The organism is Kosakonia quasisacchari (assembly GCF_004331415.1).
GTDB lineage: Bacteria > Pseudomonadota > Gammaproteobacteria > Enterobacterales > Enterobacteriaceae > Kosakonia > Kosakonia quasisacchari.
In genome coordinates, this window is record NZ_SJOP01000020.1 from 75,219 (window position 1) to 99,484 (window position 24,266).

At 53.4% G+C, this 24,266-nt stretch carries 20 protein-coding genes and 1 pseudogene; 14 read left to right on the top strand and 7 right to left on the bottom strand.

Translation table 11 applies throughout. The features are described 5' to 3' along the window. Positions 1–38 precede the first annotated feature (38 nt). Both E0L21_RS19385 and E0L21_RS19390 read right to left on the bottom strand, forming a co-directional pair. Positions 39–1,610 (bottom strand): methyl-accepting chemotaxis protein, encoded by a 1,572-nt coding sequence (locus E0L21_RS19385; protein WP_131412347.1) that lies wholly within the window; start codon positions 1,608–1,610, stop codon positions 39–41. Between the two features lie 578 nt (positions 1,611–2,188). Continuing rightward, positions 2,189–2,977, bottom strand: a complete 789-nt coding sequence (locus E0L21_RS19390) for a MipA/OmpV family protein (RefSeq protein WP_165501933.1) — start codon at positions 2,975–2,977, stop codon at positions 2,189–2,191. A 124-nt stretch (positions 2,978–3,101) separates the two neighbouring features. On the opposite strand from E0L21_RS19390, the gene E0L21_RS19395 reads away from it, so the two are divergent. The 9 genes from E0L21_RS19395 to E0L21_RS19435 all read left to right on the top strand — a co-directional run bounded on the left by E0L21_RS19395 (position 3,102) and on the right by E0L21_RS19435 (position 15,549). Then, the gene (locus E0L21_RS19395; RefSeq protein WP_131412349.1) at positions 3,102–3,797 is read left to right on the top strand and encodes a response regulator; all 696 of its coding nucleotides are present in this window, start codon (positions 3,102–3,104) and stop codon (positions 3,795–3,797) included. After that, the gene (locus E0L21_RS19400; RefSeq protein ID WP_131412351.1) at positions 3,794–4,990 is read left to right on the top strand and encodes a sensor histidine kinase; all 1,197 of its coding nucleotides are present in this window, start codon (positions 3,794–3,796) and stop codon (positions 4,988–4,990) included. Before E0L21_RS19395 ends, E0L21_RS19400 begins: the two co-directional genes overlap by 4 nt. Before the next feature lie 78 nt (positions 4,991–5,068). Then, complete coding sequence (locus E0L21_RS19405; RefSeq protein ID WP_131412353.1) at positions 5,069–6,223, top strand: efflux RND transporter periplasmic adaptor subunit; 1,155 nt, start codon at positions 5,069–5,071, stop codon at positions 6,221–6,223. Further along, complete coding sequence (locus tag E0L21_RS19410; RefSeq protein ID WP_131412355.1) at positions 6,220–9,279, top strand: efflux RND transporter permease subunit; 3,060 nt, start codon at positions 6,220–6,222, stop codon at positions 9,277–9,279. The genes E0L21_RS19405 and E0L21_RS19410 overlap by 4 nt, the downstream gene beginning before the upstream one ends. 208 nt (positions 9,280–9,487) lie before the next feature. Beyond that, positions 9,488–11,029 carry an EAL domain-containing protein gene (locus E0L21_RS19415; protein WP_131412357.1) on the top strand — a complete coding sequence of 514 codons (1,542 nt, stop codon included), beginning with the start codon at positions 9,488–9,490 and terminating at the stop codon, positions 11,027–11,029. Positions 11,030–11,159: 130 nt separating this feature from the next. Continuing rightward, positions 11,160–12,227, top strand: a complete 1,068-nt coding sequence (locus E0L21_RS19420) for an AI-2E family transporter (RefSeq protein WP_131412359.1) — start codon at positions 11,160–11,162, stop codon at positions 12,225–12,227. Positions 12,228–12,606: 379 nt separating this feature from the next. Then, positions 12,607–12,963 carry a multidrug/spermidine efflux SMR transporter subunit MdtJ gene (gene mdtJ / locus E0L21_RS19425; protein ID WP_131412361.1) on the top strand — a complete coding sequence of 119 codons (357 nt, stop codon included), beginning with the start codon at positions 12,607–12,609 and terminating at the stop codon, positions 12,961–12,963. After that, positions 12,950–13,279 (top strand): multidrug/spermidine efflux SMR transporter subunit MdtI, encoded by a 330-nt coding sequence (mdtI, locus tag E0L21_RS19430; protein ID WP_131412363.1) that lies wholly within the window; start codon positions 12,950–12,952, stop codon positions 13,277–13,279. Before mdtJ ends, mdtI begins: the two co-directional genes overlap by 14 nt. A gap of 107 nt (positions 13,280–13,386) precedes the next feature. Next, the gene (locus tag E0L21_RS19435; protein WP_131412365.1) at positions 13,387–15,549 is read left to right on the top strand and encodes a putative bifunctional diguanylate cyclase/phosphodiesterase; all 2,163 of its coding nucleotides are present in this window, start codon (positions 13,387–13,389) and stop codon (positions 15,547–15,549) included. Position 15,550: 1 nt separating this feature from the next. Here E0L21_RS19435 and E0L21_RS19440 read toward each other — a convergent pair whose 3' ends face one another. The 4 genes from E0L21_RS19440 to E0L21_RS19450 all read right to left on the bottom strand — a co-directional run bounded on the left by E0L21_RS19440 (position 15,551) and on the right by E0L21_RS19450 (position 18,657). Further along, positions 15,551–16,381, bottom strand: a complete 831-nt coding sequence (locus tag E0L21_RS19440; protein WP_131412367.1) for a trypsin-like serine peptidase — start codon at positions 16,379–16,381, stop codon at positions 15,551–15,553. A gap of 99 nt (positions 16,382–16,480) precedes the next feature. After that, positions 16,481–16,567, bottom strand: a complete 87-nt coding sequence (gene ydgU / locus E0L21_RS25545) for a small membrane protein YdgU (RefSeq protein ID WP_096325408.1) — start codon at positions 16,565–16,567, stop codon at positions 16,481–16,483. Positions 16,568–16,661: 94 nt separating this feature from the next. After that, on the bottom strand, positions 16,662–17,009 hold the full coding sequence (asr, locus tag E0L21_RS19445) for an acid resistance repetitive basic protein Asr (RefSeq protein ID WP_017456668.1): 348 nt from the start codon (positions 17,007–17,009) through the stop codon (positions 16,662–16,664). 163 nt (positions 17,010–17,172) lie between these two features. Next, positions 17,173–18,657 carry a carboxypeptidase M32 gene (locus tag E0L21_RS19450; protein WP_131412369.1) on the bottom strand — a complete coding sequence of 495 codons (1,485 nt, stop codon included), beginning with the start codon at positions 18,655–18,657 and terminating at the stop codon, positions 17,173–17,175. Positions 18,658–18,790: 133 nt separating this feature from the next. On the opposite strand from E0L21_RS19450, the gene E0L21_RS25255 reads away from it, so the two are divergent. Next, positions 18,791–18,883 carry a KPN_01571 family protein gene (locus tag E0L21_RS25255; RefSeq protein WP_235855261.1) on the top strand — a complete coding sequence of 31 codons (93 nt, stop codon included), beginning with the start codon at positions 18,791–18,793 and terminating at the stop codon, positions 18,881–18,883. A gap of 63 nt (positions 18,884–18,946) precedes the next feature. Here E0L21_RS25255 and E0L21_RS19455 read toward each other — a convergent pair whose 3' ends face one another. Continuing rightward, positions 18,947–20,197, bottom strand: coding sequence for an MFS transporter (locus E0L21_RS19455; protein WP_131412371.1), 1,251 nt, complete (start codon positions 20,195–20,197; stop codon positions 18,947–18,949). A 119-nt stretch (positions 20,198–20,316) separates the two neighbouring features. Between E0L21_RS19455 and E0L21_RS19460 the strand changes: the two genes are divergently transcribed. The 4 genes and pseudogenes from E0L21_RS19460 to E0L21_RS19475 all read left to right on the top strand — a co-directional run. Beyond that, positions 20,317–21,213, top strand: a complete 897-nt coding sequence (locus E0L21_RS19460; protein WP_131412373.1) for a LysR family transcriptional regulator — start codon at positions 20,317–20,319, stop codon at positions 21,211–21,213. A gap of 129 nt (positions 21,214–21,342) precedes the next feature. Next, positions 21,343–22,563: a sugar metabolism global transcriptional regulator Mlc gene (gene mlc, locus E0L21_RS19465; protein ID WP_131412375.1), complete on the top strand. Its 1,221-nt coding sequence runs from the start codon at positions 21,343–21,345 to the stop codon at positions 22,561–22,563. 125 nt (positions 22,564–22,688) lie between these two features. Then, positions 22,689–23,384 (top strand): dethiobiotin synthase, encoded by a 696-nt coding sequence (bioD, locus tag E0L21_RS19470; RefSeq protein WP_131412389.1) that lies wholly within the window; start codon positions 22,689–22,691, stop codon positions 23,382–23,384. A 96-nt stretch (positions 23,385–23,480) separates the two neighbouring features. Continuing rightward, a pseudogene (locus tag E0L21_RS19475) lies at positions 23,481–24,266 on the top strand (RHS repeat protein); the annotation flags it as partial.

The following is a 24,266-nucleotide window of genomic DNA, read 5'->3' on the forward strand; positions in this document are numbered from 1 at the left end:
TGGCTGAGGGGTAGCGGACACAAGGTTATGGAAACAGATCAGGCACTCGCCGGAACCCTGAAAACACTCACCAAATCTTTCATTACTCTGGCTTGCTCGTTGAGCATTTCAGACGCGGCAACCGACTCTTCAACCAGCGCCGCATTTTGCTGGGTAGTGGTATCAATCTGACCGATCGCAATGTTGATTTGCTGTACGCCATCACTCTGTTCGAGGCTCGCTTGTTCGATCTCTTTCAGAATGCTGGAGACGTTATCCACGTTCTCGACCATTTCGTCCATTCTACCGTTCACCTGACGCACCATTTCCAGACCGCGCACGCTCTGCTGCGTTGAGTTTTCAATCAGCGCACGAATATCTTTCGACGAGTTCGCCGTTTTCTGCGCCAGATTGCGAACTTCCTGTGCCACCACGGCAAACCCTTTGCCGTGTTCACCCGCGCGTGCCGCTTCAACCGCGGCGTTAAGCGCCAGGATATTGGTCTGGAAGGCGATAGAGTCAATCAAATTAATGATGTCAGACATTTTGTCCGCCGAGCTGCTGATATTGTGGATTTCCTGGGTCAGCGAGGTCATTAATTTACCGTTATCTTTCGCCGCATCACTTGCTCTTGCAGAAAGCTGCGACGCATTTGCCGTATTATCACCCGTATTCTTAACCGTTGAAGATATTTGCTCCATGGAGGCAGCGGTTTGCTCAATGGAACTGGCTTGCTCTTCCGTTCGGGCAGATAAATCGCGCGTTCCGGCCATGATCTGCGATGCGCCAGTAGCGATATTTTCCGCGCCGCTGCGGATCTCCAGCACAATTTTTTTCAGCTCTTCCTGCATGTGGCCGATTGCGCCTGTCAGTAGCCCCGTTTCGTCTTTTGAGGTGACTTTTATCTCGGTACCCAGATCGCCTTTCGCAATTCTGATTGCCGCATCAACGGCATGCTTGATAGGGCCAACAATGGCGCGTGAAATAATGATTGCCATGATAATGCCGAATATAAAACAGATCAGAGTAATAATGATCATCACCATTCTGCTCAGGTTGTAATCATGCAAGAAATCGCTATATGACGTTTGCATTTCATCCCGTTGCAGGCTGATAAAATTATTAATCTTCTCTATATACTGGCTTTCATAATTACGTGTATTAATTGAATATTCCGTGATGGCTGCATCAGGGTTGGTTTGAATATTGCCAATGACTTTGCTGCGAGACTGAATATACAGGCTGCGCGCGGCGGTGATTTTTTCTAACAGAGCCTGAGACGCTTTATCATCGGCTTGTTGATTCAGTTGCTTATACAGTTCGCTTATTTGTTGAGACTTGGCTGCAAGGTCTGTAATCAACTGTGCCTTTTTAGCTGCATCTTTTTCAATGATCGCATTAAGAAACAGCGTCGTTGAGCCATTAACATCGCGGATTAAATTATTACCCAGCGCGGTGGTAGGGTAATCTTCGGTGACGATCTTGGATATTTTATTCTTCGCTTCATCAAGCCGGTAAATCGCGTTTCCGGCAATAAAAAGTAATAACAATAATAATATCCCGAAAGATAGCATTATCTTATTTCTGATACTTATACCATTTGGCTTGCTAATCGTTGTTGTATTTTCCATGGTCTTTCCTTAGTGAATTTTATCTGCATGCCTGGCCGCTATAGCGGTCGGCATCTACGTTTTATCGGCCATGACAATGTATAGATTAGTGATCGATCGTTAAAATCTTAATAAAAATGAAAATAGATAGTTTATATCTATCAATTGTTGTGTGATCGATCGTTGATATATTGTATAAATTTGATGCAACAATTTTTTTGAAAGAAAGTGAAATTGTTAACGTAAATTAAAGAAAGATCATGGAGAGCAGGAATAGCGTAAATGAAATGTATGGTGGCAATAGAACGTAACGCACCGATCTATAGAGGAATATTTATTGCTTAAAACAAATAATCACCTAATTAAATACTTCAGAATTATTGCATAAGAAATGCATCAAACCAGACAGATATCGCCGCTTTTTGAATGCCGCACGGTGTCCTGTGTTCAGCGCGGCATTCATTATGGCTACTGCAGCAGCATTTTTACGGTCAGTTGCTGATACAGGTCAGATAAGCCGCCAGGTAAACGACACCGCAGGCAAATCCTATTTTTGCCAGAAATTGATAATCGCTTTTATCCATGTGCCCCCGCACCTTTTAGAAAGTATACGTAATGGCAATCACCGCCGAGCCTTCGTTACGACGCAGTACAATTGGGCTGTCTGCCGCGTGATCGTCCAGCCAGGTGTAATTGGCGCTCAGCAATGTTCCCCAGTGGGCATCAAATTGATGGCTCCACGTCAGGCTATTATCGATCCCGTAAAATCCCTGGTCTGCGTGGTAGCGCGCATAGCCGGAACGCAGGCTTTGCTTTTGGCTGACACCGTAAAACGTATTCATATATCGGCTATCGCCAAACAGCGCGGCAGACTGAAAAGCCAGCGTATCGCGGGTGGTTTGCACCGGCAGCAAGGTGAGCGACACTTGATACTGCACACCCTGGCTGTCGGTAAGTGGCAGGGTGGCTTTGCTTTCCAGTGTCAGCCAGTCCGTGGCTTGCCAGCCAACCGCCAGCGCGGTATTCATCGTGGCATCAATATTGCCCATGCCTTTTAAGTTTTCGGCACCGTCCCGCCAGCCAGAATCACGATCGGCGCGGCCTAACGCATAGCCCAACGTATGTTCCAGATAAAAACCATTGTCGGTTTGCAGGTCATAACCCAGCCCTTTTTGCGAATCAAAAAAGAGCGCATTATCGCGAGCCTGAATCAGCGGAACCACCTGCACACGTTGCTTGTCTGAACCGCTGTAGCGCGGGGCATATTGCCCGCCAATACCCACTGTCACCCCGTTTTGCACGGCAGGGGTGTCGTCGGCCCTGGCCGTGGAGGCAAACAGGGCCAGCAGTGGACAGGCGCTATACAACACGGTTTTTCTCATTATCATCATCACATCTCGCTGGGTGGAGTAGTATGCTGCGGCGAAGGTTCGCCATGTCCTGACAAGGAATATAGACAGGTCATATCAATAAACGGTCAGGGAATTATTAAGAAATGGTCAAGGTAAGCAAATGATATCCCGTAGAGTGCTTGTGATTGAAGATGATGCCGACGCGGCCAGCGTACTGGAAGCCTATCTGCGACGTGAAAACTATGACGTTTCGCTGGCCGGAGATGGTCTGACTGGGCTGGAAATGGCGCAGCGCTGGAAACCCGATCTGATCTTACTGGATATCATGTTGCCGGGCATGAATGGCACCGAGGTGCTGGCGGCGCTACGACGCATTAATGATGTGCCGGTGATCATGGTCACCGCCATGGGGGATACCTCTGAGCGCATAGGGGCATTGCGATACGGAGCCGATGATTATGTGGTGAAACCGTATCACCCTGGCGAAGTGGTGGCGCGTGTGCAGGCGGTGCTGCGGCGCAGCAAACGAACGGCCGTGCAAGAAGAGGTGCTCCGCTGGCAAACGCTGGAGGTGGATACCGTCGCCATCACGGCAATGGTAACGCAGGCTGAAAACGGTGTGCGCAGCCTGGAACTGACGCCAACCGAGTTTTCTATTCTGATAACACTGATGCGCCACCCGACCTTGCCGTTTTCCCGCCAGCACTTGCTGGAGCACTGTTTGCCGGAGAGCGAAGCGCTGGAGCGCGTGGTCGATACGCACGTCTATAACTTGCGCAAAAAGCTGGAAAACGCGGGCGTTACGGGCGTTTTAGCGAATGTGCGCGGTATTGGGTACAGGTTCCGCCAACCATGAAAAATCCTGCTCATCAATCGCTGTGGCGCTGGATTTGTGCGCGCATCATCGCGCTGGCTATCGGCGCTGTCATTGTCATTGCCCTGTGCATGTGGCTGCGTTGTGCCGTGCAAAACTACTGGGTTTTGCATGATATGCCGTCTGCGGTGAAGGCGGAGTACCTTGCCCTGCTTGACAATCCGCAGGCGAACCCGGTGCGTTTCCATGAGATCGTTGATAAATGGTGGGGGATAAGCTATTCGAAGCCGTCCATCGCCTCGGCCGACTGGATCATGGTTGGCGTGCTGGTACTGGTGATGATCCCCTTTATTGTGATTATGGGGCTACGTTACGCCCGGCCACTCTCTTTACAGTTCAGCCATTTGCGTGAGGCGGCCGATGAAGTGACGCAAGGCGAATTTGGTCGCCAGGCGGATCTGGTAAAAGATGCGCCCGCCGAAGTGGTGCGTTTTGTCAGCGATTTTAACGACATGACCCGCCAGCTGGCGCGATACGACCGGGAGTTGCGCGCGTCGCACGTTGCGATGGCACATGAGCTGCGCTCACCGCTTACGGCCGCTATTGGTCGTTTGCAAGGGATGCTTGATGGCGTCTTCGAACCCAGCCAGCAACAACTGGGGATGGTAATGAAACAGCTGCAACACCTGAGCCGCCTTACGGATGAACTGCATCTGCTCTCGCTGGCTGATGCTGGTCAACTGACGCTTAATCTTCAACCTGTGTCTCTGGAAGATCTGTTAGCCGAGCAGGTCACCTGGATGAAACCGCAAGCTGATGCCGCAGGAATTACCATGGCGGTGACCTCCCGTTCATCTTCGCTGTTTACCGGCGATGCGTTCCGGCTGGGGCAGGTCTTTACCGTGCTGATGGAAAATGCGCTGCGCTATGGTCGGCGGGGCGGTCAGCTTGCGATCGATCTTAGTAAGCAGGGTAACGCGTGGCAGATCGATTTTGAGGATGACGGACCGGGCGTGGAAAACGATTTTCTACCGATCATGTTCGATCGCTTTACCCGCGCGGAAACCTCACGCGCCAGGCATTCCGGCGGCAGCGGGCTGGGGCTTTCTATCGCACGGGCGATATGCGTCGCTCACGGCGGTAGTATCAGCGCGTCGCTCCCCGAAAAAGGCGGGTTGCGAATCAGCATCACGCTTCCTGTGGACGGCCGCGGCGAAAAAAAATTGCACTCTTGATGAATTCTTGACGAAACGTGGAGTGATTCTCGACGCACGCCACGTTAAATGGCGCCATTACCGATCCGGAGTGGCGTTATGTCAGAACAATTCACCGATTATTTTCGTCAGAGCCTGCACCATCTTTTTAATACGGCTCGCGCTTTATCCTTCCTCGCTCTGCTTCCGTTGCTGGTTATGGCGGCGATCATTTTGTTGTTGACGGGGTGCGGCGAAAAAAAAACAGACAACGCCGCGCCGCCCAGACCTGTACGTTATCAGGTTGCCGCGGCGGCTTCGGCAAACCCGGGGACAGTACGAACCGGCGAGATCCGCGCCCATGATGAAACGGTGCTGGCTTTTCGGCTGGATGGCCGCATAGTCAGCCGGCAGGTGGATATCGGGGCGCGCGTACATGCCGGGCAGGTGCTCGCCACGCTGGAAAGTGAGACTGGCAAGAACCAACTGGCCAGCGCCACCGCCGATATGGAAAGCGCCCGCGCCGCTGAACAGCTTGCCGCGCTGAATCTGAACCGGATGCAGAAACTGATGCCCTCTGGCGCGATTGCCCGCACGCAGCTTGATAGTGCGCGTGCCGACTGGCAGTCAGCCGCATCGCGTCTTAAAAGCAGCGCTGCGGCGGTACGCAATGCGCAGGATAATCTGGCCTGGACACAACTGACCGCGCCTGCCGATGGGGTTATCACCCGCGTTAGCGCCTCGGCGGGGCAAGTGGTCAGCGCCGGGGAAAGCATCTTCACGCTGGCGACCAGCGACGCGCGCGATGTGGTTTTTGCTATCGCCGATCCCCAATTACTGCCCGTACAGTCAACAAAATCGCCGCCATTTTCGGTCGCGCTGCTGTCCGACCCAACGCAGAAAACCACCGGTATATTGCGGGATATCAGCCCGCAGGCCGATCCGCAAACGCGTACATGGCAGGTCAGGGTAACGCTGCAGGCCCCTCCGGCGGCGATGGCGCTGGGAGCCAGCGCCACCGTTAACATGCCGGTATCAATGTCGCCCGGTTTTGTCGTGCCTGCCTCTGCGTTGAGCCGCGTCGGTGATCAGCCGGCGGTCTTTGTTATCGACAAACAGTCGCAGGCGCAGATTCGTACGGTCACGCTTGCGGGCTACACGGCATCTTCTGCGGTGATTGCAAGCGGCATCAGTGCCGGTGACAGGGTCATCACTGCGGGCGTAAGTAAACTGCGCGCCGGTGAAAAAGTGATCCCAGGAGAGCTGCAGCCATGAGCTCTGTTGAAACCAAACCGCGCTTTAACCTCTCGGCCTGGGCGCTTGAACACCAGCAACTGGTGAGCTTTTTTATGATGCTGATTATCGCCACCGGCATCCTCTGTTATGAAAACCTGCCGCGCAATGAAGATCCGGCGTTTACCATCAAAACGGCGGTTGTTTCCGCGCAGTGGCCAGGTGCGACGGTTGCCGACACTACCCGGCTGGTCACCGATGTGTTGGAGAAAAAACTGCAGGAGATCCCGTGGCTGGATTACATCGAAAGCGAAAGCCGGGCAGGCAGCGCCGTTATCTATGTGAATCTGCGAGATGACACCCCGCCACGGCAAGTGCCGGACATCTGGTATCAGGTGCGCAAAAAGATGCAGGACATTGCGCCTTCACTGCCGCAGGGCGTGCAAGGACCCGCAGTGAATGATGAATTTGATGATACGTTCGGCACGATTTATGGCTTCACGGCGGATGGCTACACTGCGCGTGAACTGCGCGATCGGGTAGAAGAGATTCGCCGCGACCTGATGTCAGTGCACGATATCGGCAAAATTACCCTGCTGGGTGAACAGCAAGAACAGATTGTCATTGCTTTTTCTCCCCGGCAACTGGCCGGAATGGGGCTCGATATCCAGCAGGTGAGTGATGCGCTCAGTGCGCAAAATGCCGTCGAGCCAGCCGGTATTATTCGTACCGGGCAGGATAACGTTGCGCTGCGGGTCAGCGGCGCGCTGACCACGGAAGAGAGCCTGCGGGCGGTTACTTTGCATATTAACGATCGCTATATCCCTTTAAGCGATATTGCCACCGTGAGCCGCCAGCTTGCCGAGCCGCCAGCGCCGGTGTTTCGTGTCAACGGTCAGCCCGCGATTGGGCTGGCAATTTCAATGGCATCCACGGGCAATATGCTGCGTTTCGGCCAGGTGCTGAACACCAGAATGGCGGAGTTTAAAGCACAACTGCCGCATGGCATTGAGATGACAAAAGTTGCCGATCAGTCTGTTGTCGTGAGCGATGCAGTTAGCGGCTTTGTCCGGGTGCTTGTCGAAGCGGTACTGATTGTCCTTGCCGTTTCTTTTGTCTCGCTGGGAATGCGGGCTGGGCTGGTGGTGGCCGCCGCCATACCGCTGGTGCTGGCGATGACCTTCGCGGGAATGATGCTGGCCGGCATTGGCTTACAACGTATTTCACTGGGCGCACTGATCATTGCGCTTGGCCTGCTGGTCGATGACGCCATGATTACCGTAGAGACCATGGTCGCCAGGCTGGAAGCCGGTGAATCGCGCAAAAGTGCCGCCACCTATGCTTTTAAAACCACCGCGTTTCCGATGCTCACCGGGACGCTGGTGATGATCGCCGGTTTCATTCCCGTCGGCTTTGCCGCGTCCAGCGCCGGCGAATACTGTTTTTCGCTGTTTGCCGTGGTGCTGATAGCGCTACTTTGCTCGTGGGTGGTGGCGATCCTGTTCTCGCCATTGACTGGCGCCTGGCTACTTCCCGCCAGAATAGAAGGGCACAACAAAGGCAGCGGACGCGTGGCGCGTGCGTATCAGGCTCTGCTGGCACGTGTGCTGCGCCACCGTTTGTTGACCATTGGCATCGCGTTGGCGGCGCTGGCGCTGGCGAGCGAGGGCGCTACCAGAATGCAGGGGGAGTTTTTCCCGGCCTCGGATCGCCCCGAATTGCTGGTCAGCCTGTCGCTGCCCGCCAATACCGCGCAGTCGGAAACGGAAAGGCAAGTCGAGCGGCTGGAAAAAGTGTTGAACGGTAACAAGGATATTGACCACTACACGACCTATGTCGGCTCCGGCACAATACGCTTTTATCTGCCGATGGATGTTTTGCGGGACAATGAAAACACGGCGCAACTGGTTGTCGTGGCAAAAGATCTGGCGGCGCGCGATCGCCTGCGCCAGCAACTGAATAGTGTGTTGGCAAGCCAGTTCGCCGACCTGACAACGCGCGTTTCGCCGCTGGAGTTAGGGCCGCCGGTGGGGTGGCCAGTGAAATACCGGGTGAGCGGGCCAGATTATGCGCAGGTACAACAACTCGCGCGCCGCCTGGCGGCAGAAATTGGCGCATCTTCGCTTACCCGCGAAGTGAATTTGACCGCCGGTGAGCCGGAAAGAACCATCACCCTGCAGGTAAACCAGACTGCGGCACGGGCGGCTGGCGTTTCATCGCAGAGCATTGCGCAAATGCTGAATACTGTCTGGTCTGGCCGCACCGTGACCACGGTGCGGGATAACGATCGGCTGGTGGATGTGGTCCTCCGTGGCAACGATCATGAGCGGCTGGATATCGGCACGTTATCGACACTGATGTTGCCCGGCGCTAACGGTACGAAAATCCCACTGAACGAAGTGGCAACCCTGGGCTGGGGGGTGGGCGATCCGGTTATCTGGCGTCGCCAGCGGCTGCCGTTTATTACCGTGCAAACCGATCTGGCACCCGGCGTGAGTGCAGAAAATGTATCGGCTGGCCTGCGACCGACGGTGGATAAACTGCGCGCCCAGTTGCCTGCCGGATACCGGATTGAAGAGGGTGGCACGGTGGCGGAATCGGCAAAGGGAAATAGCTCGGTTTACGCGGTGCTACCGGTGACGCTTATTGTGATGTTGGTATTGTTAATGCTCCAGTTGCAGCGTTTTTCCCGCATGTTGCTGGCGGTGTTAATGGCACCATTTGGTTTGCCGGGCATTGTGCTGGCGATGTTGCCGACCGGAACGCCGATGGGGTTTGTCGCATTACTTGGCGTGATTGCGCTGGCGGGGATGATTATTCGCAACGCGGTTATCCTGATAAGCGAAGTGGACAGCAATCTGGCACAGGGGATGGCCGCGAACGAGGCGATTGCGGCCGCCGCTGAGCACCGCGCCAGACCGATTATGCTGACAGCATGCGCTGCGATTCTGGGCATGATCCCGATTTCACATCAGGTGTTCTGGGGGCCAATGGCATATGCGATTATCGGCGGATTGGTCGTCGCCACGCTGGTGACGCTTACCGTTTTACCGGCGGCGTTCAGCCTGCTGCTGGATAAAGAAAAACGCCATGAATGAGGGGGAAGCCAGGCGGGCTCATAACACGCAAAACCGAGATGTCTTTAAAGTAAATGTAAAAAGCGCCGATAAGGAAGTGGGGCGCATGCAGGATTTTTCAGCGTCGAAAATAGATAAAGTAACCAGGATGTTGCCAATAATTTTCTGCAAAAAGGATTGATGACAGGCAGACCGCCAGCGCGGGGTGGTCTGCATAAAGGTATTCAAAATGATAAAGATGCTGAAAAAAAGTATTTCCATATATATAGCAGCGTTATTATTATCTTTTGCTTTTTTTTATATTGTTGCGCAGGTCGCCTACTATGCTTTTATCCACGAAAAGGTAGAGGATTATTCAGAGTCGATACTTTCCCGCAGCGATAATATTATTCTTCAGGTGCAGGAAATTAACGCGTTGCGCGAAGACTTTTCCGTCTATACACCTTGTAGCGATCCTTATCTGCATGCTTTAAGAGAACGGTTATGGCCTTATCCACTGATAAAAGATATTGGCTATGTTGAAGACGGCAGAATAATCTGTTCAGCGCTGTGGGGAAAATATAAGGCTCCCTTATCGCTCAATGTTTTCAAAAATAAAGTGAACAGAGGCAGTTATACCTGGGTTTTTGATGCGCTGATTGAGAGTAACATTGCTGCTGATGTCGTTTATAACAATAATTTTTCTGTCACCGTGTCACCCTTCGCCTTTACCCGTTTTCGCGAAGATTCTACTCGGTGGGGTTTTAATGCGGTTGTTGGGGACTACAATCACAAGCAACATTTTTTCCGCGTAGGCAATAATACATCGCTGCTCGAAGACATCGAGCATGGTAAAGTGCATGAGCTCTTTTTTATTACGGTGAAATCATGTGATCCACGGCATGATATATGCGTTGTGGCTGGTGTCAGACACTCTTTTGTGTTCAACAATAACGTTTATATTCTTGTTTTTCTGTTTTGCGTGGCTTCTCTGGTGGGGCTGATTATTGGTGCGTTAATCAGTAAAAATCAGCATGAGAATCAGTCACTATTAACCAGATTAGAAAACGCTATCATTAATAAAGAGTTGCATTTTGTTTATCAACCGCTTTATCGGGTGAAGGATAAAAGTATTATCGGGGTGGAAGTGCTGTTGCGCTGGAATGATAAACAGATGGGAAATATTGGGCCGGATATTTTCATTCCGTTGGCAGAAGAAAATGGCTTGATTAATAAGATAAGTCTCTATGTGGTTGAGCATGCTATCAAAGAGTGCGGCGCCGCGTTGAGAGAAAAAGATATCACGCTAAGCATAAATGTCAGTTGTTCAGATATCTGTTCAAAGGTTTTCTATCAGCGGCTTATCGATATCCTGCAACAAGAAGGCGTGGCAGGGAAACATATCATGCTGGAAATCACCGAAAGGCAGAGTGGTCGCATAGAAGATATTATGCAGTCAATATGTTTATATAAAGAGCATGGCGTGTTATTTGCGCTGGATGATTTTGGTACCGGTTATTCGAATTTAAAATGGCTGTCCATGCTGGACGTTGATGAAATAAAAATAGATAAATCACTGACGGATTCTATTGGTACGCAATCCATCAACCGCCATATTCTTCCTGGCCTTATCGCCATGTTTAAAGATATGCCACGCATTATCGTTTTTGAAGGCGTTGAAAATGAAGCTCAACATCTTTTTTTGCAAGGCAATTTACCGGAATCCTGCGCCCAGGGTTGGTATTTTTCCAAAGCATTAGCCTTTTCTGAAGTAGAAAATCTTCTTGTGTAGATAACACGGCCAGTGCATTCATATTTGCGCTGGGGTAGCGAAACGGCTCTGCTGCCTGAGGCGGCTCTGTTTTTACAATCAATGGGTAACACTCTACACTGATGGGCAGTTTCCCCATTGGATGTCCCGGATGACAACACTTAAAAGTAATAATTTCTTCTTTATTATTCTGTTATTACTGGTCAGTCTGGCGTTTTTCAGCCTGATCCAACCTTACTACTCCGCCATTATCTGGGCGGTGATCCTGGCGCTGATTTTTTACCCGCTGCGCATGCGTTTATCGGCGTTGCTCGGCGGGCGTAACGGTGTGGCGTCGCTTATCACCGTGTTGCTGATATGCGTGATTGTCTTTATTCCGTTGATGATGGTGCTCTCCTCGATTGCCGTAGAGGTAAACAGCCTGTACCAGCGGTTGCAGAATAACGGCACCGATTTGCCGCAACTGTTAAGCAACGGGATCGCGCATCTGCCGGAGTGGGCAAAAAATTCACTGCGTGAAAATGATTTCGATTCGGTCGCCTCGATTCGTGAAAAACTTTCCGGCGTGGCGCTAAGCGTTGGGCGTTATCTGGCGGGTAGCGCGGTACTGATCGGTAAAGGCACGCTGGGAATTACTGTCGGCTTCTGTTTGATGGTCTATTTGCTGTTCTTTTTATTGAAAGATGGGGCAGAGCTGGTGCGTAAAATCTACGCCGTGGTGCCGCTGTCAGCGACCATCAAACGCCGCCTGTTCCTGAAGTTCGCCGGTGTGGCGCGCGCGACGGTAAAAGGCACGCTGGTCGTGGCAATTGTGCAAGGAGCGCTGGGCGGTATCGGGTTTTGGTTTGCCGGGTTCAACGGCAGCCTGCTGTGGGCGACGCTAATGGCGTTTTTGTCGCTGATTCCGGCGGTGGGGACGGCGATTGTCTGGATCCCGGCGGTGATCTTTCTCTACTCCACCGGCGAGTTGGTCACCGCGACCGTCTTGACGCTCTATTTTGTGATTGTGGTTGGGCTGGCTGACAATATTTTGCGCCCGTTGCTGGTGGGCAAAGATACGCGCATGCCGGACTACCTGATCCTGCTCACTACGCTCGGCGGGCTGCAATTCTTTGGCATTAACGGTTTTGTGCTAGGGCCGATGATTGCCGCGCTGTTTATTACCTCATGGAATTTGCTGGCGCAGTCGCGGGCAAATACGGAAAAACAAGCGCAATAATATATAAAAATGCCGTCTATTGAATTACGGCGGCGTTTTTTATTTGTCGTAAAGAAGTGCAAAGACTTTGAGTAAAATCTTAGCCTGTGATAAATATGGGCGGTGTTTAACTACTGAGGACAATTTATTTCCGCCACGATGAGAAGCAATTCGCGGATAATTGTAATTATATGGACATTCTGTTCAGCGTCTTAAAACCTGATTTTTCCCTCCCGTCTTCTTCCTGCTGCCTGTTGGCAGATGACCAGTACTGGCGCTCTGCGCTGTAGTTTTCTCTCTGCCTGAGCTGGCACGTTGTGCCCGGCTGACATCGTTGTTTTTCCGGTTTTCCGTCGTTCGGTAAGCCGCAGGAAAGTATGTTCTCAAGCAGGAGAAAAAAATGGTTTATTGGATTCTATTAGCCCTGGCAATTATTGCTGAAATAACCGGCACCTTGTCGATGAAATGGGCAAGTATTAGCGATAGTCATACCGGTTTTATTTTAATGCTGGTGATGATTGCGCTGTCATATATTTTTCTGTCATTCGCGGTTAAAAAAATAGCCCTCGGCGTGGCGTACGCATTATGGGAAGGCGTTGGCATATTCATTATTACTGTCTGTAGCGTCTTTCTTTTTGATGAACCGTTGTCGCCGCTGAAAGCCGCCGGTCTGGCCACGCTGGTGCTGGGGATTGTGCTGATCAAATCCGGGACGCGCAAAACCGTGCGCCAGGAGCGTAACCATGCTGCCGTTTGAGTGGGTTCACGGCCTGTGGCTGGCGATGGCGATTGTGTTGGAGATTGCGGCGAACATCTTTTTAAAATTCTCAGACGGTTTTCGCCGCAAGTTGTATGGTTTCGCTTCACTTTTCGCCGTGTTAGCGGCATTTAGCGCCTTATCGCAGGCAGTAAAGGGTATCGATCTCTCGGTGGCATATGCGCTTTGGGGCGGGTTTGGCATCGTCGCCACCCTCGCCGCCGGTTGGGTGCTCTTTGGGCAGCGCCTGAATTATAAAGGCTGGCTTGGCCTGGCACTGCTGATTGTCGGTATGACGCTGATAAAACTCGCCTAATGTTAAGTTGCCCACGTTTGTGGGCAATGAAATTCGCTGGCTGTATTACGCTTAGGATACTATCTCTTCACACCTCTGTTTCCCTGGACACCAGTAAGGGACGGCCAATGTTTAATCCGTTAAGCTGGCGCAATATTCCCACGGCAAGGACGCTGTTTGTCATGCTCTTTATGGCCGGTATCGGGCTCATTGTTTCCGTTGTCGCGCTGCTCTATCTTTCGCTGCACCTCATTAGCACCAAGGCCAATGAAATTGATGAACATCGCACCGCGCTTTCTGTGCAGGGCGCGATTCAGACGGCGGTAAACAGAACCCGTTCGCTGGTCATTGATAACGCCGTCTGGGATGAAGCGGTTCGTGAAGTGTATCGCCCACAACTGGATACTGCGTGGTTGCACAGTACCTGGGGCGAAGGCTTTAAAATCAATAATCTGTACGACGGCACCTTTGTGCTGGATGAGAAATTCGCCGTGCTGTGGGGCGCGTTTCGCAGCCAACCTTTTACGGAGCCTAATCTCGCTTTTTTTGGTGACGGGCTGGCCGCGCTGATTCGCAACCATAGCGAATCGCTGCGCGAGGGGAAGGAGGTTTTTGCGGGTATCACCCGCACGCCTGAAGGGGTGGCATTTGTCAGTATCGGGCTTATTCGCCCTGCAACCGGGCGGCTTAACGTCTATGACGCGACGCGCCGCTATCTGGTGATCACCCGCCATCTCAACGCGAAGCTGCTTAGCGATCTGGGAAATACCTTTCAAATTGATGACTTGCGTTTGCAGGCGCGAAATGCCGCTGTAGCCAGCGTACCGTTGCGCGGATCGGCAGGGGAAACCTTAGGGTATCTACGCTGGGCGCCACACTTGCCAGGCGCGCAGGCCGCGCAGGCGGCAGCGGTCAACATTCGCCAGATAGCCGCGCTTGCAGCGGGTTTGATTCTGCTGTTTATCGCACTCAGTAGCGCCGGGCTCTACAAACTGTCGCGCGGGGAAAAACTGGCACGCAAAATCGCCCTGACAGATTGGCTAAGCCGTTTACCTAATCGCCGTGCGCTGATCGAACACCTCGACAGCTTGAGCGCAATGGGCGATCCCGAAATGATTAGCGTGGTGTTTATCGACCTCGACGGCTTTAAAGACGTGAATGACATCTACGGCCACGATGTCGGTGACCGGCTGATTGTGACGATAGCCGATACGCTACGGCAAAAAGTGCCGCCCGGTGGCATGCTGGCACGGATGGGCGGTGATGAGTTTGCCCTGACACTCAGCGGCCCGTGGTCACTGGAAAAAGCCGATGATTTTGCGCATAACGTGTTGCGCTACCTTGAGACACCCGTGCGCATGGGTAAACGTACTATCCATATTGGCGCCAGCATCGGCGTTGCCAGCGGTACGCTGCTGGAGTGTTCCAGTTCAGAGTTGTTTCGCCGTGCGGATATCGCCATGTATCACTCAAAAATTACCGGTAAAGCGCGGATGACCCATTATGACGCGGCGCTGAACAGCGCGCGTGAACGGCAATTAATGATTGAAAATGATATCCGTGACGGGCTGGAGCGCGATGAGTTTGATGTCTGGTATCAACCGATTGTCGATGCGCAAAACCAGACGATGATTGGCGTTGAAGCGCTGGCGCGCTGGCCGCGTCGGCCGGATGGCGAACTCAAGCCGGATGATTTTATCCCGGTCGCCGAAACCAGCGGGCTTATCTACGCGCTCGGGCAGTTTGTACTGCGCCGCGCCTGTAGCGATTTGCAGCAGCTTAACCACCTGAAATTGTCGGTCAATATCTCCCCTGCGCAATTTCGCGATCCGGAATTTGAAGACAAAGTGGCGCGGGTGCTGGAAACCTGCCTGTTCCCGGCGCACCGCTTACAACTGGAGGTGACAGAAACTTACGTGCTGGAAAATCCGGAACGCGCCCGTTCGGCCATCGCCAATCTGAAAGCGTTGGGCACGGCGGTTGCGCTGGATGATTTCGGGACGGGCTATTCGAGTATTGGTTACCTGCGGCGCTTTAATTTCGACACCATAAAAATTGATAAATCGCTGGCCGGGTTGGTGGACGACGATGAACAAGCCTCGGCGCTGGTGAGCGGCACGATTCGTATTGCCAGCGCGCTGGGCATGCAGGTGGTGGCGGAAGGTGTGGAAAATGAGAAACAGATGAAACTGCTGCGGCTGGCCGGCTGTGACCAGCTACAGGGTTACTATTTCAGCGCGCCGATGCCGCTCAATGATATTTTGCAGTTACCTTTGCTGCGACAGCGCTGAATCACTCGTCTGACTCTTTGGCTAGCGCTTCCAGTTTGTCGCGAAAACCGGTTACTGAAATGGCGCGGTTGTCGGCGCGCCAGCGGTCTTTCGCCGCCGGCGCCGAGCTTTGTACGGCAATGAGCTGCCAGCCCGCATCAGTTTTTAACATCAAGGGGGAACCGCTGTCGCCCGGCAGCGTGTCGCACTGGTGCGACAAGACGCTATTTTGCGCCCAACCCGTGACCACACAATCCTGGTGGCTGAACAGGCTATCAAGGTGATCTTCCGGATAACCCGCCTGCGTAACTTTACGATCGGTCGCTTTTAGCGCGGCGGTGAGCTCATCTTTATCGCCGACAAAGATCGGCAGAGGTGTGATGCCTGACGGCGGATAACGTAACACGATTAGCCCGAAATCCCAGGGCGCGGCAGCCGAAGGGACAATCCAGCCATCACCGTCGGCTTTCAGGCGGTGGCCGAGCGACGGATCGACACGGCCTTCGATACCGTGAATTTCATACCGCCAACTGCCTCTTTGCGAAACAAAGCGCAGTGCTACGGCTTTGTCCGCTTTGCCGTGCGGCGGCGTTAACAGACAGTGCCCGGCGGTTAATGCCAGGTGCGGAGAAATCAGTGTTGCTGTGCAAAGATTGCCGCTGGCGGTTTCCAGTTGGCCAATCGCATCCCACGGTGCTTTTGTCGGGGTGGGAACAGGGATCCTGTCATCATGACCAAAAAAGAGCGTTTTCACATCACGGGCGCTTATTGCGTCATCGCCGCCATCGTCAGCATGTCCAACAGCGGAAAACAAAAACAGCGGTCCCAGCAACAGCACAACGGTTTTTCGCATATCACACTCTGGTGGGGTAATTATGATTATTAACGTAAGCCCAGATAAACAAATATAGACGGGACGAGAAGAAAGTGGGAGTAAAATCAGCGTGCTACATTAATAAAGATAAAAGCGGACGGCAATCAGTGCGCAGATAATCAACATCGCCAGAATCACTTCAAAACGATAACGTCGCAGCATCATAGGCCCTCCAGAGAAAAACGGCGCTTCACCCGAAGGGCTCAGCGCCGACTTGTCACAGCGTTCTGATACGAACGCCGGTATCAGATACGTTTACTTATGCAGCCGGTTGTGCAGCCGGTTTGGTCGCAGTGTGTTTAACGTGTTTTTTGTGGTGTTTTTTCGCAGCCTGAGCTTTCTGCTCTACAGCCGGTTTAGCTGCTTTTTTGTGGTGTTTTTTCACTTTCGCAGCCTGAGCTTTTTGCTCTACAGCCGGTTTAGCCGCTTTTTTGTGTTTCTTATGCATTTTTTTAGCCGGTGCAGCTTTAGTGGTCGCAGCCGGTGCAGCGGTTGTTGCTGCCGGAGCAGCAGCCGGAGCTTGAGTTGAAGTAGCGGTGTCAGCAGCGAAAGCAGCAGAAGACAGACCCAGAGCAGCGGCAACAACCAGAGCTAATACTTTTTTCATTCCGATATCCTCGAATTGGTTTCTTCATTCAACCCCACTGCGGGGCCGTTGAAAGAACTATATCCCTGTAATTGAACGCCTTCCGTGAGTGATTGGTTTCGGCGTGTAACGTAATGTACAGAGCGAGGGACCGCGCCGAAACTTCAGCTCCGGCGCAGGTGTATCAGAGGTAACGGCGGATAAGATGCTGGTGGAAATAGTCGGCGTTTAGCGCTTCGCCAGTGGCGTTTTGAATAAGCTGCTCGGTACTGAAGCGGCTGCCGTGCTGCCAGATGTTTTGTCGCAGCCAGTCGAATAGCGCCGTAAGATCGCCTGCGGCAATCGCCTCGTCCAGCCCCGGCAGCGCGGTACGCGCGGCGTGGAACAACTGAGCAGCGTACATGGCGCCGAGCGTATACGACGGGAAATAACCAAAGCCGCCATCGGTCCAGTGAATATCCTGCATGCAGCCGTTGCGGTAGTTGCCTTCGGTGGAAAGCCCCAGCCAGGCCTGCATTTTTTCATTCCACAAACCGGGAATGTCGTCGACTTCAATCTCACCGTCGATCAGCGCGCGTTCAATCTCATAGCGCAGAATGACATGCGCCGGGTAACTCACTTCGTCCGCATCGACACGGATATAACCCGGTTTTACACGCTGGTTCCAGGCGACAAAGTTGTGCTCTTCAAACGCCGGTTGCATACCGAAACGTTCAATAATGGCCGGTTGCAGACGGCGCAGGAAAGCCTCGCTGCGGCCTAACTGCATTTCGAAGAACAGGCTTTGTGATTCATGGATCGCCGTGGAACGCGCCAGGGCAATGGGTTGGCCCGGCCAACTGCGCGGTAGGTTTTGTTCATAACGCGCGTGGCCGGTTTCATGCACCACGCCGAACAGCGCGCTCAGCAACTCATTTTCATCGTAACGCGTGGTGATACGCACATCTTCCGGTACGCCGCCGCAGAACGGATGGGCACTGACATCGAGGCGCCCGCCGTTAAAGTCGAAACCGAGTTCCTTCATCGCCTGCAAACCCAGCTCGCGCTGGTCGGCAATCGGGAACGGCCCCTGCGGGGCAATTAGCGCTTGCTGCTCCTGCTTTGCCACCGCTTTTTTCAGCAGATCTGGCAGCCAGGATTTTACCTCGCCAAACAGTTCATCAAGCCGGGCGCTGGTCATATCCGGCTCGAATTTATCCAGCAGCGCATCATACGGCGAACATCCTTTCGCGGCGGCCCGCAAGTTGGCCTCTTCACGGGCTAGTTTAACCACCTCTTTCAGGTTGGCTGAAAAGCCTGTCCAGTCATTGGCGGGGCGCTGTGTGCGCCAGGCGTGCTCACATTTGCTGCCCGCCAGCGACTGCGCTTCAACCAGCGATTCCGGCAGCAACGCGGCTTCCTGATAGTGCCGTTCAATTTCGCGCAGGTTGGCCTGCTCAATATCGTCCAGATCTTCTTGCCGCGCGTTGGCAATCCACTCGCCGACCTGTTTATCGGTCAGGATCTGGTGGCGCAGGACACTTAATTCTGCCAGCGCTTCGCCGCGCGCCGCGCTACCGCCTGGCGGCATCATGGCAAACATATCCCAACTGGCAATAGAAGCGAGGTGTGAAAAGCGCGACAGGCGCAGGAATGTGCGGGTGAGTTGGTGATAGTTGTGCTTGTCCATAATGCCTCTGATTTTTAGCGTACGATCGTGTAACCACCTAAAAGTAGTAGTTATTCAATACATTTCCTGAACTGTACCATAATAGGAATAATCTATTTAAATAACCAATGCCAACGCGTGACTCAGTAAAATTATGAATCCATTTGTCTGGGTAATATTTGCTCTACTGGCACTTGATGCGGTGCGGGAATTAATGGGCACGGCCTCGATTTTTAGTCTGTTTTGACACACACGGGTACAGCGTAAACAAAAAAGCCCCGCATGCGCAGGGCCTTTGACTATCGCGGCATTAATGCAGGCGAGAGTGGAGCCTGCTTCCCACCAAAATGGCAATCACTAGCATGGCGGCGATAAAACCGCCGACGCCGTTCCAGCCATAACTGTGCCAGAACACACCGCCTAATGTCCCCGCCACACTGGAACCGAGATAGTAGCTAAATAAATAGAGCGATGACGCCTGGCCTTTGGCGCGCCGTGCGCGCGGGCCGATCCAACTGCTGGCGACGGAATGGGCGGCAAAAAAGCCTGCGGTAAACAGCAGCATGCCGATGAAAATTAGCCCCAGCGTTGAGAACAGCGTGAGCAGCAGCCCCAGCAGCATGATGCCGGTTGCGCCGACCATTACCGGCCCGCGCCCATATTTATTGGTCATCATCCCGGCTTTCGGCGAACTCCAGGTGCCCGTCAAATAGGCGACGGAAAGCAGGCCCACCACCGCCTGGCTCAGCGTCCACGGCGATTGCATCAGGCGGTAACCGATGTAGTTAAACAGGGTGACGAACGAGCCCATCAGCAAAAAGCCTTCCAGGAACAGCAGCGGCAGCCCCTGGTCGCGCCAGTGCAGACGGAAATTGATAAACAGTGTTTTTGGGCGCAGCGAGATTGGGCGGAAATGGCGTGATTCTGGCAGGATCCGCCAGAACATCAGCGCGGAGGCCAGCGCAAAACAGCCAATCACCGCCAGCGCAATACGCCAGTTGAAAAAGTCAGTAAACACACCGCTCAGCAAGCGTCCGCTCATCCCACCAATGGAGTTACCGCTGATATACAGCCCCATCGAGAAGGCAACAAAACTGGGGTGGATCTCTTCACTTAAATAGGTCATGCCAACGGCCGCAACACCACTCAGTGATAGGCCAATCAATGCGCGCATCACCAGGATCCCGTGCCAGCTCGTCATCATTGTTGATAACAATGTGCAGCACGATGCCAACAGCAGCGCGGTAACCATCACTTTTTTTCGCCCGATGGCGTCAGAAAGCGGGCCGGTGAACAGCAGACCAATCGCCAGCATGGCAGTGGAAATGGAGAGGGAAATACTGCTGCTGGCTGGGGAGACACCAAACTCCTGCGACAGCACCGGCAAAATGGGTTGAACGCAGTACAGCAGGGCGAATGTCGCCAGCCCGGCGGAAAAGAGCGCCAGTGTGACGCGCATAAATTGGGGAGTACCACGTTTAATAAATTGTCCCGGCAAAGAGACTGGTTTTTCGTCGACGACGCTTGCCGGCCCGGTGTCAACGGTTGTTGTACGACTCACTAGAGATCCTTAACGTTTATACCCGTGATTTTGGTGACGGGCTTACCACGTCGCTAAGGGTATGAAAGTGGAAATATTCTGTCTAATATATTAATAATCTCAAATAAGATGTTTTAAATATGAATATCGAACTGCGGCATTTGCGCTACTTTATTGCTGTCGCCGAGGAGCTGCATTTTGGTCATGCGGCGGCGCGGCTGAATATCTCGCAGCCGCCGTTAAGCCAGCAAATCCAGATCCTCGAACAGCAAGTCGGTGCACGCTTGCTTGCCCGCACCAACCGCAGTGTGTCGCTCACGCCCGCCGGGCGGCAGTTTTTGGCGGATAGCCGGCAAATTTTAAGCCAGGTTGATGAAGCTGCCGCCCGCGCCATGCGCTTGCACCAGGGCGAGACCGGGGAGCTGCGCATTGGTTTTACCTCCTCCGCACCGTTCATAAAAGCGGTCTCCGACACGCTCTCGTCGTTCCGTCAGAGTTACCCGGATGTGCATATCCAGACGCGCGAGATCAACACCCGCGAACAGATCTCACCGCTAAATGAAGGCCTGCTGGATTTGGGGCTGATGCGTAACACGCCGTTACCGGAGACGCTGGCCTGGGAGGTGATTCTGCGTGAGCCGTTGCTGGCGATGATCCACAAAGATCATCCTTTAGCACTGCGTTCGGCGGTATCGCTGGTCGAGCTGGCACAGGAACCGTTTGTCTTTTTTGATCCCCATGTCGGTACAGGTTTGTATGACGAGATCCTCGGTCTGATGCGCCGTTATCAGCTGACGCCAACCATTACGCAGGAAGTCGGTGAAGCGATGACCATTATCGGCCTGGTGTCGGCCGGGTTAGGGGTGTCGATTTTACCGGCGTCATTCCGGCGTGTGCAGCTAACGGAAATGCGCTGGGTGCCGATTATTGAAGCAGATGCGGTATCGGAAATGTGGTTAGTCTGGTCAAAACATCATGAGCAGGGCAGTGCCGCCGCACGCTTTAAGCAGCAGCTGTTCGCCGCGGTTGACGGATAAATTTTGTGCATAAGTCATTGCAAAATGTGCTGTAAATCACACGCCGGGGTAAATATTTGACGGCGACCAGTGAAGTGTTTCACCATAGCCGAACGTTTATTTCGAAGCGTGAAAATAAGGGAGTCAGAGGTGGTTGCTGATAGTCAGCCTGGGCATATTGATCAAATAAAGCAGACCAACGCGGGGGCGGTGTACCGCCTGATTGATCAGCTTGGCCCGGTGTCGCGCATCGATCTCTCACGCCTGGCGCAGCTTGCTCCGGCCAGTATTACGAAAATTGTGCGCGAAATGCTTGAAGCCCACCTCGTGCAGGAGACGGAAATTCAGGAGCCAGGCAGCCGCGGACGTCCGGCGGTCGGGCTGGTTGTCGAGACCGAAGCCTGGCACTACCTTTCTCTGCGCATTAGCCGCGAAGAGATCTTCCTTTCTTTGCGTGACCTCAGCAGCAAGCTGGTGGTGGAAGACCGCCTTGAGTTACCGCTGGTAGCTGAACTGCCGCTGCTGGATCGCATTATTCTGCATATTGACCGCTTTTTTACCCGCCACCAGAACAAACTGGAACGTTTGACCGCCATCGCGATTACGATGCCCGGCATTATTGATACCGAAAACGGTATTGTTCACCGCATGCCCTTTTATGACGATGTCAAAGATATGCCGCTGGGTGAAGCGCTGGAAAAGCACACTGGCGTGCCGGTGTATGTCCAGCATGACATCAGCGCATGGACGATGGCTGAAGCCTTGTTTGGCGCGTCGCGCGGGGCAAGGGATGTCATTCAGGTGGTTATCGATCACAACGTTGGGGCAGGGGTGATTACCGACGGGCGCTTATTGCATGCGGGAAGCAGCAGTCTGGTGGAAATTGGTCACACGCAGGTCGATCCCTATGGCAAACGCTGTTATTGCGGCAACCACGGTTGCCTCGAAACCATTGCGAGCGTCGAGAGTGTGCTGGAACTCGCGCAATTGCGCATGAGTCAATCAATGAGCTCGATGCTGCACCAAAAGCCGCTTACCGTGGAGTGGCTCTGCCAGGCTGCGCAGCAGGGCGATTTATTGGCAAAAGATATCATTAGCGGCGTGGGTGCAAATATTGGCCGCATTCTTGCCATTATGGTGAATTTGTTCAATCCGCAAAAAATACTGATTGGCTCGCCGCTCAGCAAAGCGGCAGACGTTCTTTTCCCCGCCATTGCCGCGTGCATTCGCCAGCAGGCGTTGCCCGCGTACAGCCAGCACATTAGCGTGGAAAGTACGCAATTTACCAACCAGGGCACCATGGCCGGTGCGGCGCTGGTAAAAGACGCGATGTATAACGGATCTTTACTTATCCGTTTGTTGCAGGGGTAACATTTTTACACTGTTGCCATAAAAATTGCGCTACCTCAATCTTGCCCCTTGGCAGTTACCTTAGACTTTCCCCACTGAATTATTTTCCTGGTTTATATTTTCGTAGAACAACGGTGGGTTGAGTGATGCTTAAGCGTTTCTTTGTAACGGGTACAGACACTTCTGTCGGAAAGACAGTAGCGTCCCGCGCGCTACTCCAGGCACTGGCAGCCAGTGGTAAAACGGTGGCAGGTTACAAACCTGTTGCCAAAGGGAGTAAAGAGACGCCGGAAGGGCTGCGCAATAAAGACGCGCTGGTACTGCAAAGCGTTTCGTCACTGGAGCTACCTTACCAGTCGGTCAACCCCATCGCATTAAGCGAAGAAGAGAGCAGCGTCGCGCACAGTTGCCCCATTAATTACACCCTGTTGTCAAATGGCCTGGCTGACCTTTGCGATCGCGTCGATCATGTGGTTGTGGAAGGCACTGGCGGCTGGCGTAGCTTAATGAACGACTTACGCCCGCTTTCGGAGTGGGTGGTGCAGGAGCAGATGGCAGTGGTTATGGTGGTGGGTATTCAGGAAGGGTGTCTCAACCACGCCTTGCTGACCGCGCAGGCCATCGCCAGCGACGGCTTGCCGCTGATCGGCTGGGTGGCGAACCGCATCAATCCAGGGCTTGCGCACTACGCCGAAATTATCAACGTGCTGAGCAAAAAACTGCCCGCGCCGCTGGTCGGGGAGTTACCGTATCTGCCGCGCCCGGAACAGCGTGATTTAGCACAATACATTAATCTGCAAATGGCGACCGGCATGTTAGTTGCCGACCGTATTCTGGCCTGACGCGGGTCGTTCGCCCACAGCCTGCAGTTCCTGTTTCTCTGCTTATACTCTTTATTGCATTTGATGCAAAAGTAGACAATTTAAGCGGAGAATCTTATGAGCACATCCCTTTACAGTAAAACCCCCCATGTTGCGGTGCTTGATAATCGTGCGATGGCGGTACGCGACATCACATATCACCGCCATCCGGACACTCCGGACATCACCGACGAACGCATCACGCATCATCAGTTTGATGCGCGCGGTCTGCCGTCACAAAGCGCCGACCCGCGTCTGTATGCCGCCGGGCTGGCGAATTTCAGTTATCTCCACGACCTGAACGGTACGCCGCTGCGTACGCAGAGCGCCGATGCCGGCACATCCGTTGCCCTGAACGACGCAGCAGAGCGGGCTTTTTTGCAGATCAGCAATATCGGTGCAGGCAACGAGCGCAGCGCCGCAGTGATCCGCACTTTTCAGTATGAAGAGGCAGACCTGCCGGGACGTCTGCTTGGCATTACCGAGCAGGTTGCCGGCGACAGTGCACACGTCACCGAGCGGTTTATCTGGGGCGGGGCTTCAGCGGATGAACAGAGCCACAATCTCGCCGGTCAACTGGTCAGCCATTACGACCCGGCAGGACTGCTTTCGACGGGCAGCGTTTCGCTGAGCGGCGTACCACTTTCTGTCACCCGCCAGTTGCTGCCGGATGATGTACTGGCCGACTGGCAGGGCGCGGACGCCTCGGCGTGGAATGACCTGCTGGCGGGTGAAACTTACACCACGCTGAGCACAGTGGACGCTGCCGGAAATGTCCTGATCACGCTTGATGCGAAAGGCAATACCCAGCGCGTCGCGTATGACGTGGCGGGTCTGCTGAAGGGTAGTTGGCTTACGGTGAAG

Bases quoted from the DNA above. Each gene is read 5' to 3' on its own strand.
- E0L21_RS19395 (WP_131412349.1), top strand. From the start codon at position 3,102: ATGATATCCCGTAGAGTGCTTGTGATTGAAGATGATGCCGACGCGGCC.
- E0L21_RS19410 (WP_131412355.1), top strand. From the start codon at position 6,220: ATGAGCTCTGTTGAAACCAAACCGCGCTTTAACCTCTCGGCCTGGGCG.
- E0L21_RS19460 (WP_131412373.1), top strand. From the start codon at position 20,317: ATGAATATCGAACTGCGGCATTTGCGCTACTTTATTGCTGTCGCCGAG.
- E0L21_RS19405 (WP_131412353.1), top strand. From the start codon at position 5,069: ATGTCAGAACAATTCACCGATTATTTTCGTCAGAGCCTGCACCATCTT.
- mdtJ (WP_131412361.1), top strand. From the start codon at position 12,607: ATGGTTTATTGGATTCTATTAGCCCTGGCAATTATTGCTGAAATAACC.
- E0L21_RS19385 (WP_131412347.1), bottom strand. From the start codon at position 1,610: ATGGAAAATACAACAACGATTAGCAAGCCAAATGGTATAAGTATCAGA.
- E0L21_RS19420 (WP_131412359.1), top strand. From the start codon at position 11,160: ATGACAACACTTAAAAGTAATAATTTCTTCTTTATTATTCTGTTATTA.
- asr (WP_017456668.1), bottom strand. From the start codon at position 17,009: ATGAAAAAAGTATTAGCTCTGGTTGTTGCCGCTGCTCTGGGTCTGTCT.
- ydgU (WP_096325408.1), bottom strand. From the start codon at position 16,567: ATGATGCTGCGACGTTATCGTTTTGAAGTGATTCTGGCGATGTTGATT.
- mdtI (WP_131412363.1), top strand. From the start codon at position 12,950: ATGCTGCCGTTTGAGTGGGTTCACGGCCTGTGGCTGGCGATGGCGATT.
- bioD (WP_131412389.1), top strand. From the start codon at position 22,689: ATGCTTAAGCGTTTCTTTGTAACGGGTACAGACACTTCTGTCGGAAAG.
- E0L21_RS19415 (WP_131412357.1), top strand. From the start codon at position 9,488: ATGATAAAGATGCTGAAAAAAAGTATTTCCATATATATAGCAGCGTTA.
- E0L21_RS19450 (WP_131412369.1), bottom strand. From the start codon at position 18,657: ATGGACAAGCACAACTATCACCAACTCACCCGCACATTCCTGCGCCTG.
- E0L21_RS19440 (WP_131412367.1), bottom strand. From the start codon at position 16,381: ATGCGAAAAACCGTTGTGCTGTTGCTGGGACCGCTGTTTTTGTTTTCC.
- E0L21_RS19390 (WP_165501933.1), bottom strand. From the start codon at position 2,977: ATGATAATGAGAAAAACCGTGTTGTATAGCGCCTGTCCACTGCTGGCC.
- E0L21_RS19435 (WP_131412365.1), top strand. From the start codon at position 13,387: ATGTTTAATCCGTTAAGCTGGCGCAATATTCCCACGGCAAGGACGCTG.
- E0L21_RS25255 (WP_235855261.1), top strand. From the start codon at position 18,791: ATGAATCCATTTGTCTGGGTAATATTTGCTCTACTGGCACTTGATGCG.
- E0L21_RS19400 (WP_131412351.1), top strand. From the start codon at position 3,794: ATGAAAAATCCTGCTCATCAATCGCTGTGGCGCTGGATTTGTGCGCGC.